Annotated in this window: 3 protein-coding genes; 2 read left to right on the top strand and 1 reads right to left on the bottom strand. The window is 43.0% G+C overall.

The window, feature by feature from the left end; translation table 11 throughout:
• Window positions 1–30: 30 nt before the first annotated feature.
• Window positions 31–423 (bottom strand): hypothetical protein, encoded by a 393-nt coding sequence (locus QUA70_RS28375; RefSeq protein ID WP_333351088.1) that lies wholly within the window; start codon window positions 421–423, stop codon window positions 31–33.
• 159 nt (window positions 424–582) lie between these two features.
• On the opposite strand from QUA70_RS28375, the gene QUA70_RS28370 reads away from it, so the two are divergent.
• Together QUA70_RS28370 and QUA70_RS28365 are read left to right on the top strand one after the other, a co-directional pair.
• A complete protein-coding gene (locus tag QUA70_RS28370; protein WP_333351090.1) occupies window positions 583–765 on the top strand; it encodes a hypothetical protein in 183 nt (60 codons plus the stop codon).
• An 18-nt stretch (window positions 766–783) separates the two neighbouring features.
• Complete coding sequence (locus tag QUA70_RS28365) at window positions 784–1,677, top strand: NB-ARC domain-containing protein (protein WP_333351092.1); 894 nt, start codon at window positions 784–786, stop codon at window positions 1,675–1,677.
• Window positions 1,678–1,736 lie beyond the last annotated feature (59 nt).

The raw sequence follows: 1,736 nt of genomic DNA, 5'->3' as shown, positions 1-1,736 counted from the left end.
CTTATATTGCCGAGGAGAACTCGAATTCACTCATCTTTCTAAATGCTGTTTTCTCACTTTTTCAGCAAGCCCTACTTGGGAAGCTACTTGATTTCCATCTACGTAAACGTCTATTTGGGGGGGTGGAATGTTATCGTTATCACTAACTCCATACTCCAATCGGAGAGAGAGGCGACCGCCTGGAAGTTTACAAGTGAAACCGGTAGGTGTCGTCTCTAAAATACTGGTATATAGTTCTCTACCTATGGAAATATCTTTACTCCTGATGCGACTAGCCCCATAAGTAGGCCATCTGCCAACACAGCTTAGGTCGAATATATGGATTGGCCGCTGGGCCTGTGCCACTTGTGCGCCAACTGTCGCTAAACTAAAAGACAACACCCCAGCAGACAACAAACCGCTGAGCCACCGCACTCGCTTCATATAAAATATCCTGCTAATACCTTAATCAATTAATATAAAGGATGAGCTGTGTAGGAAAAGTCCTGACTTTAGATAGATGACAACATCAAAAATGTCACAAGTAAGTGTACGAAATGTCAGGTATAATAAGTTGCGTAAACTCCAGCTTCTCCCTAATCTATGGATATTGCCGAAGTTTTGACACTGGCAGATGAGCTAATTTTTGCTAAGACGGGAAAGCATTTAGATTACGTGCAAGAAGCTATCCTGCGGGGAACTTTACAAGACGCAACTTACACGCAAATTGCTAGAGAAGTTTACTCAAGTCCAAGTCATGTTAGAAATGTCGGATATGAGCTTTAGAAAATACTTTCTAAAGGATTGAAAAAAAATATTACTAAAAATAATTTTAGAGCGGTATTAGAAAAGGAAAACATTTATAATTATCAATTAGCTGTAGTTGGCGATCATATTAAAATTGGTGAGAATGTTACAGTCAATAATAACTTTAACGTTTGTCGTGAAGTGCGATCGCCCAAAACACCCCAAAACCCCGAACCCACAGCAAAACAGCCCCGGATCGACTTAGGCGACGCACCCGAAATCTCGACATTTTTCGATCGCACATCCGAACTTTCCACCCTCAAACAATGGATTTTGGAAAACCGCACCCGTCTCATTACCATCTTAGGATTAAGCGGAAGTGGCAAAAGTGCGATCGCCCTGCAACTAATCCAACACATTCAATATGAATTTGACTGTATAATCTGGCGAAGCCTCCGCAACGCGCCACCCCTCCAAACACTCCAAACCGACTTAATTCAATTCTGTAGGGGCGGTGCCCCCGTGCCCGCCCCCGAAGAAAGGGCAACCACGGGGGGATTGCCCCTAGAATATTTGCGATCGCACCGCTGTCTGATCGTCCTCGATGATGTGCAAACAATTTTCAGCAGCCAACAACTAGCAGGAAACTATCAACCAGGATATGAAAATTACGGCACTTTCTTCAAGCAAATAGCAGAATCATGTCACAACAGTTGCATAGTTTTGATTAGTTGGGAAAAACCCAGAGAAATTGCAGCATTAGAAAGCCACCCGAAAAATTGTCAAACATTGCAACTCAATGGTTTAGGCGAACCAGCGCGAGAAATATTCACAGAAAAAGGTCTAGCCGAATCTGAAAAATGGTCAGAATTGATAGACCTTTACCGAGGCAATCCCTTGTGGTTGAATACAGTAGCTGCTGCTATTCAAGACTTATTTAGGGCTTGCTGAATAAGCCTAAAACCCTTACCTCAAAAGACTTTGACTCGCGTTCGGCGTTGACAACGTGT

The organism is Microcoleus sp. LAD1_D5 (genome assembly GCF_036702115.1).
Classification (GTDB): domain Bacteria; phylum Cyanobacteriota; class Cyanobacteriia; order Cyanobacteriales; family Microcoleaceae; genus Microcoleus.
This window is presented reverse-complemented; position numbering and strand designations above follow the sequence as displayed.

What these genes read in the sequence shown, in the direction of transcription:
- QUA70_RS28370 (WP_333351090.1), top strand. Translation starts at nt 583, where the DNA reads ATGGATATTGCCGAAGTTTTGACACTGGCAGATGAGCTAATTTTTGCT.
- QUA70_RS28375 (WP_333351088.1), bottom strand. Translation starts at nt 423, where the DNA reads ATGAAGCGAGTGCGGTGGCTCAGCGGTTTGTTGTCTGCTGGGGTGTTG.